Source organism: Bradyrhizobium sp., from assembly GCF_049512235.1.
GTDB lineage: Bacteria > Pseudomonadota > Alphaproteobacteria > Rhizobiales > Xanthobacteraceae > Bradyrhizobium.
The window spans coordinates 1-6824 of the sequence record NZ_JBEKXH010000344.1 but is presented as its reverse complement, the minus strand read 5'-3'; the positions used below and the strand labels follow the sequence as shown (position 1 = coordinate 6824).

Genomic DNA, 6824 nt, shown 5'->3' with positions numbered 1-6824 from the left:
GAAAGCGGTGCCAGCGGCGATAATCCAGCGCGCGGCCGAGCTGCTCGATCAGGCTGCCGCCCGCATCCTTTGCGGCGCCCGCATCGGCCCGCTCTCGTTCGGCGGCGATGCGCTGCTGCAACATGGCGCCGACCACCCGGCGGTCCTCCGCCGACCATAGGTCGGCTGAGGTGTTGAGCAGGCGTTTGCGTGCGGCTTCGAGGCCGACAGGTGCGCCTTCTTCTTCTGCCAGCGGCTGCCACAGCAGGCGATAGCGTACCCCGGTCGAGGTCGGACGCTGATGCAATTCCCGGTTGATCGCGTCGCGCTGGGCTTCGGCCGCCTGCAGCAGGCGCTGCACTTCGGAGGCGATTTCGGCCTGCAGATGATTCTCCAGAACGGCGCGCTCGTTCGCCGTCAAGAGTTCGCTGCGCTGGGCGATCTCTTCGGCCAGGCGCGCGGCCAGGCGATCCGGCGGTTCGGGCCGGTTCTGGTAGACAATGCGGACGATCAGTCCCCAATCGCTCTGCTCGGCGTGCGCCTGGTGGCCGAGCGCGCTGAGGGCGCGCTGCAGATCGGTCAGGTCTTCGCCGATCTGTCGTTGCAGCCGCGTCCAGGCCTCGTCGTCGTCCCTGAGGTCGGACAACGCCTGTTCGGCGCGGCGAGCCAAAGTGAGGGCGGGGTCGATCGTCCACGGGCTGCCGAGGTCCGGCAGCTCGGCTTGCGGCAGCGCGGCTGCGAGCAGGCCGGTGGCTGCGAAAAGCTGGAACTTCGAGATGGTTTCGGCGCGGACCTCGCCGCGCTGTTCGAAGGCTGCGTTGGCCGCGGTCATTTGTTCGCGGGCGATGGCGCGGGCCTCGCCGCTGTTGCCGAGCACGCCGCGCGCGCGCTTCAATGCATCCTCGCAGGCGTCGACGGCGGCACGGCTATCGGCCAGTTGTCGCTTCAGCTCCTCGACCTTGGCGCCCACACTCTCAAGCAACACCCTGAGCCGGGCCGAGGTCTCTTCCGCCTCGATCCGAGCGGTTGCGAGTTGCTCCTCCAGTTTCCCCAGGTCGCTGCGCGCCTCGCTCTCGCGGTGGCGTTGCCGCGCCAGTTCGATCAGCGCCAGACGCACTTCGTGCACGGCCTGAGCGAGGTGGAGCTGGGCATCGTGATACCGGTTCAACGCCGCCTCGACGCCCGGCAACCCGGCGGACGATGCGGGAAGGCGCAGGTCGGCGGCATCGGCGGCTAATCGTTGCCGCACGCTCTGCAGGGCTTGCTCGGCCTCCTGGTATTGACGATCGGCCTCGGTCAATTGCTCGCGGGCGCTCTGGACCTCGCGGGCAGCGGCGGCCGCCGCAAGATGGGCGTTGCGCAGCGCCTCCTCGGTGGGAGCCATGCGCCATTCGTCGGCGGCCTGGTCCTGATCGCGCGCGAGTTGAGCGTCCATCGCCTGGACGGCCGTGAGTTCGCCGGCGATGTGTGTCAGGCGCCCGGCGATGTCGGCCAGTCGCTGCATGCGGGCCGCGGCGCGGGCCGCATGGCCGATATAGACCGCGGCCGGTTTGGCCCAGGCGCCGGCCAGCGCCGCGAGCCGAAAACGGCCGTCGGGTGCGACCCAGGCTTCGCTATCCCTGGGATCGTCGTCGGCGCAGGCGATGCCGGACAGCAGGCGCTCGACCAGCGCGGCCGGTACCGCGCCATCGGCGGGTCCGTCGGCGTGCAGCCAATCGGCGAGCGAAAGCGCATGCGGCTGTCGCTGCAGCACCTGGGTATCGTGCAACGGCTCCGCTCCACCTGTGGTCTGCAGCTGGCCGTCGGGCGAGACCCATGCATCGAGCAGGCCGGCCGCTTCAAGCGCGGCCTCGAGGCCGGCGCGCTGCGCGGCCGTGACGGCGTCGCGAAAATCCACCAATTGCCAGAGCGGCGCCCCCTCGCGCGCGCCTCTGGCATCGACGCCGCGGGTATACGGTTGGGGCGGCGTCGCATCCACGCCGGCTTCGAGACGGCTGCGTTCGTCTTCGAGGGTGCCGCGCTCGCTCTCCAGCATCTCGCGTTGGCCCTCGAGCAACACCCGGCGTTGCGCCAGGCGCTGGCTGGCGTCCTGCTGCGCCGTCAGCAGACAATGTCGCGCCGGATTGCCGCCATCCAGCCCGACAACCCAGTCGGCCAGCGCCGTGAGCGCGGCGCGGCCGTCGTCCGGGCTGACCTGAAGTTGCTTCAGGTTGGCGAAGTGACGCTCCCAGGCCTCGATCAGGTCGCGGCCCTCGTGATCGACCGCGGCGTCGGCTTGCTCGCGCCGTATGGCCGTGGCCTCGACCGCACTTTGTCGCTCGTCGCGCGTGTTCCGGCGTTGCGCATGCAGGCTTTCGGCCGCGGTCACCTCGGCCAAGCGCCGCCGCAACACCGCGATCTCCTCGCGTCGATCGGCGACCAGGGCGCGAAGCTCGGAACGCGCGGCCTCGAAAGCGCGTGGCGTCAACTCGCCCAGCGCCGCGGCCTCAAGCGTTGCCAGCGGGTTGCCGCCGTGGGACGCGGCAATGCCGGCGGAATTGGCATGTTCAGCGCACGCCTGGCGCAGATCGGCCATCTGACGTTCGGCCTGCGCCATGCGTTGCGCGGCGTCCCTGGTTTCCCCGGCACTGCGCTGCAACCGCCGCATGGCTTCGTCGACCGCGATGGCGGTGTCCTGCAACGCGCGTTGCCGATTGGCGGCGTCCCGCTCGGCGCCTTCCAGGCGGTTGGCGTCCTCCATCCCCGGGCCGGTGCGCAGGGTTTCGAGCCGGGCCTGCTCGCGTTTCAGCGCAACGTCTGCATCGTCGTGAAGCTTGCGCGCCTGCGCTTCCTCGATCTCGGCTTTCTCGAACCGCGCCTGCGCCTCGCTGCGCGCCCGGCTTGCATTGTCGAACTCGGTCTGGGCCTGGCGCAGCGCGCGAGCCTGGCGGCGGGTCTGGGTGCCGGCATAGACGCGGTAACGCTGGTCGAAGCGCTCGACGGCTCTTGCCAGCGCCTGGTATTCGAAGAGTTGGCGGCGATCTTCCTCCAGCTGGCCGAGCGCCTCGGCGACGTCGCCGAGCAGTTCGGGTGCGAGCGGCGGCAAGGCCTCGGTGAGAGCGTCCGAGAGCGCGGTCTCGTCGGGCTTTTTCGACAATTGCGGCTGGCGCAACTGGATCAGCGTATCCATCAAGGCGTCGTAGCGCCGGGTGCCCAGGTGAAACAACCGCTCGTCGACCGCGCGCCGGTAGCTGACGGCGGTATCGAACACCTGGCCGCGGCCCTGCAGTGCCTCGCGCAGGCGTTCCCGGGTCAGGACCACGCGCTGCTCGCTCATCAGCCAGATATCCCGATTGATGCGCGGAGCGCCATCGGCATCCTCCAGCACGAAGAACCAGCTGTCGACCTGGGGACGCGCGGCGACCGCCGCCAGCCCGGCGCCCAGCGTGAGGTAATGCGGCGTGCCGTCGTCGGCGAGGCGGCCGAATTCGATCCAGGCATAGCCGATGCGCCGATCGTAGCTGCCCATCAGCAGGTTCCAGGACATCTTCTTGCCGCTGTCGCCGTCGGGTTCGAGGCGCGAGGATTTGATCTGGGCATCGAGCAGGAAGGGCAGCGTCAGCGACAGCACCTTGGATTTGCCGGTGCCGTTGTTGCCGCGCAGCAGCAGGTGACCGTCGCGGAACCAGAATTCCTCGCTGTCGTAGTAGAACAGATCCACGAGGCCAAGCCGCAAAGGCTGCCAGCGTTGCCGCGTCGGGATCGGCAGCGCGGGTTTCTCGGACAGCGCAGCAAATGAGGCCGGGCGTTCGTTCATGTCGGACCGAACAGGCTGTCGGCAGCCGCGCTCGGCACGCCCTGGGTTTCGCGGATGTCGCGGATCTCGGCCTCGCCGAGCGCAAACCGGGCGAGCGCCGGCCGGGGGGTGATGGTGTCGGCATCGCGCACGATCAGGTGAAGTTTTTCCAGCCGTTCGATCGCGATCCCGGCAAGCTCGCGCTCGGCGCCGGCTTCACGCGCTGATTTGCGCCAGTATTTGCCGTAGCGCGTCTTGATCTCGCGCAGGTGATCGACGACGTCCTGCTCGCGGATCAACCCGGCGAATAATTGGGTCGCGCCGGCGGCATCCGCCTGCCGCCGCCTGAAGGCAGTGGCGAGGTACTCTGCGACCAGCAGCGTGACGTGCGCGTCGGTGCCTTCGGCGGGCATCGCCACATCGCTCAGCGCACCAGCCTCATCGACCAGCGCCAGACCTTCGGCGCGTTGCTCCGCGACCAGCCCGGCCGCGTCGCACAGGCGGGCCGCCATGGCGCCACGCTGGTTGATGAAATAAGCCCGGGACTCCGCGTCCAGCGTGTCGACATAGACCACGGGATCGTCGAGCAGCCGGCGTGCCAGTTGGCGGCGATGAAGCGTGCGCCGGCCCTCGTCGCTGTCGGCCACATGCTCGTCGACCAGAGCATGCAGTCGCTGGTCGAGCGTGACCGGCGCATCTTCCGGCCGGAAGGTGGACGGCCCCCGCACCGCGGCCAGCATGCCGGCGAGCGGGCGGCGCTGCACATCGTAGAGCGCATCGGCCTGATCGCCGCCGGCGCGCACGAAAGCGTCTTCGTCGCCGGCGACACGCTGCAGCACGCCCAAATCGAGCAGGGTGCGGCACACCGCCACCAGTTCGCGCCGCTCGTTCGGGGCTGTGAGCGTGAAGCTGAAGCCTAAAGCCGTCAGCGCCGGTTCGGCGGCGAATTGCAGCAGCCGCTCGCCCAAGAGCCGCAACGTGATTTGCGGATCGGCGCGTTCGAGCACGGCGCAGGCCAGGCACAGCAGCACGTAACGGCGGCGATCATAGGACGGCAGTCCGCGCATCGTGCTGGCGAGGTCCGCCGGCCGCTTGTAAAGCCGCGCGCCCTCGTGTTCGATCTGCAGCGTCCAGCCGGTTTCACGTGAAAACCAGTCGCGCAGCGCCTCGGCCTGGCGCCGGATCGCCGGAAAATCGTCGTGGTCCGGACTCATCAGCGGCGTCATCAGCAGCGCGCGCACGGCGCCGCGAAATTCCTCGTTCTGGAACCGGCGCTGTTGCTGGCCGATGCTGCGGCTGTCGCTGCCGACCGTGGCCGTCATTGGCTGTCCCGTGCAGGTGTGATGGTGACCAGATGGTCGCGCCCGGCAAATACGCCCCGCGGCGTATGGATCTCGGCGCGGCTGTCGGCTGCCAGTGGCGTGAGGTTGATGTGCAACAGTCCGTCGCCGGTCCGCCGTTCCGCGCTGGAGTCCGGACCGGCCTGTTCGGTCAAAACCTCGCCGAGCAATCCCAGCAACAGGCCGAAGGCATGGATGTCCATGTCGCCGAGATCCGACAGGCGGATCGGCTGACCGGTGGCGAGGCGCTGGCGCGCCGCCTCGACCTGCAGCGCCTCCCCGGCGAGTTCGCGCGCCAGGCGCGCGCGGGCCTCGGCGCGATCGCGCACCCGGGGCATGGCGCCGCGCGGCGCGGCCTCGCCGTATTCGCGCAGCCGCGGGTGTATCATAAGCGGGGGCGCGTCGGCCCAGCGTGTCGAGGCCGGCAGATCGGCATTGGCGTCGGGATTAAGCGAAAAATGCCGTGCCGGGTTGAGCGCGAAGGCGGCGCGCGCCAGCCGGTGCGCCTCGCCGTCGTTGCCGCAGGCGGCAAACCAGCCGGCTAGCATGCGGAAGTCGGCGGAACGGTCGCTGCGCCCGCTGCGGCGCTCGTTGAGCGCGGCGATCGCTCCCAGCAATTGCGGAATGGCCGAGCGTGCCCGCGCGCGCAACAGTTCGGCTTGCGAGGGTTCGTGTCCGCTGCGGAAGAACCAGCCGCGCAGGCCTTTCCAGCGTTCGCGCCAGGCATTCCAGTGCAGGGTCTGCGCGTCGGCCCGATCCTGCGCATCGCCGGGGGCGGCATCGCGCGCATCGCGCGCGGCGACCTGCTGCAGCAAGGCGTCGATGCAGGGTTCCAGGGCCAGGATGTGCCTGGCGATGGTGTCCGAGCGGCGCACCACGTCGCCCATGAACCGCTCCAGATAGTCGATCAGCTGGCGCTTGTAATTCGCCACCGCGGTCGCCTCGGCCTGCTGCAACTCGATGCTGCGCGCGACGCCGGCCATGAAAGCCTGCGCATTTTCGGCCAGGCCCTCGAAAACGCGGACCAGATCCCGCAGCGTTTCGTGGACCTTGGCGACGTCGGGGTCGCTCTCGTCAGCCAGCGTCCGCAGCGCCTGCAGCCGGCTCGCGATATCTTCAAGCGCGACCGTCTGCAGTTCGGCGCGCCGCTGCAGTGTTTTCACGAACAGCGCCAGCGCCGCCTCGACGGCCTCGCCGCCCTGCGACAGACGATAGAGGAAGCGCGCACGGTAGAAATCGCTGAGGCTGGAAACCCGCGCCGTGTCGGGATGCGATTCAAGATTGCCCCAGGCGGCAAGCTGGGTGAGCGCGGCGTTGACGTCCTCGATCTGCGGCGCCGTGCCGGGCCATCGGGCTTCGCCCAGGACTTCGTCAGGTCTCAATTGCAGGCGGTATTGCCGTTTTGCCGCCGCGAAGACGTTCATGATGCAGCGGTAGAATTCCGATTTTTCGGCACTGACATGCCGAAACAGCTCGGCTGAATCGCTCACGGCTGGCATCGGCTTGTTCCCAGAGGTCATGCACCGGTGTTGCCGGTTGGCGCGATATGCTAATGCATTTACCGGTTCGTTGCAGCCAAATCGGGTACGGTCCACAGTTGCCGGGGTGGTGCGCGGCCGAGATGCGCTGTCGCTGCGGTCAGACCCAATTCTCGCTCTGATTCCCGGCATAATGCCGAACTCGCGCATATTGTTGGTTACACGATCGCCCTTCGCTGCGGGAACGACCGC

At 68.9% G+C, this 6824-nt stretch carries 3 protein-coding genes; all 3 read right to left on the bottom strand.

The genetic code is table 11. The features are described from left to right. A partial coding sequence (locus ABSG20_RS25620; protein ID WP_423867286.1) for a TIGR02680 family protein occupies positions 1-3775 on the bottom strand: 3775 nt, incomplete at its 3' end. After that, positions 3772-5076, bottom strand: a complete 1305-nt coding sequence (locus ABSG20_RS25615) for a TIGR02678 family protein (RefSeq protein ID WP_423867285.1) — start codon at positions 5074-5076, stop codon at positions 3772-3774. The genes ABSG20_RS25615 and ABSG20_RS25620, both read right to left, overlap by 4 nt. Further along, complete coding sequence (locus tag ABSG20_RS25610; RefSeq protein ID WP_423867284.1) at positions 5073-6584, bottom strand: TIGR02677 family protein; 1512 nt, start codon at positions 6582-6584, stop codon at positions 5073-5075. The genes ABSG20_RS25615 and ABSG20_RS25610 overlap by 4 nt, the downstream gene beginning before the upstream one ends. Between the last annotated feature and the right edge of the window lie 240 nt (positions 6585-6824).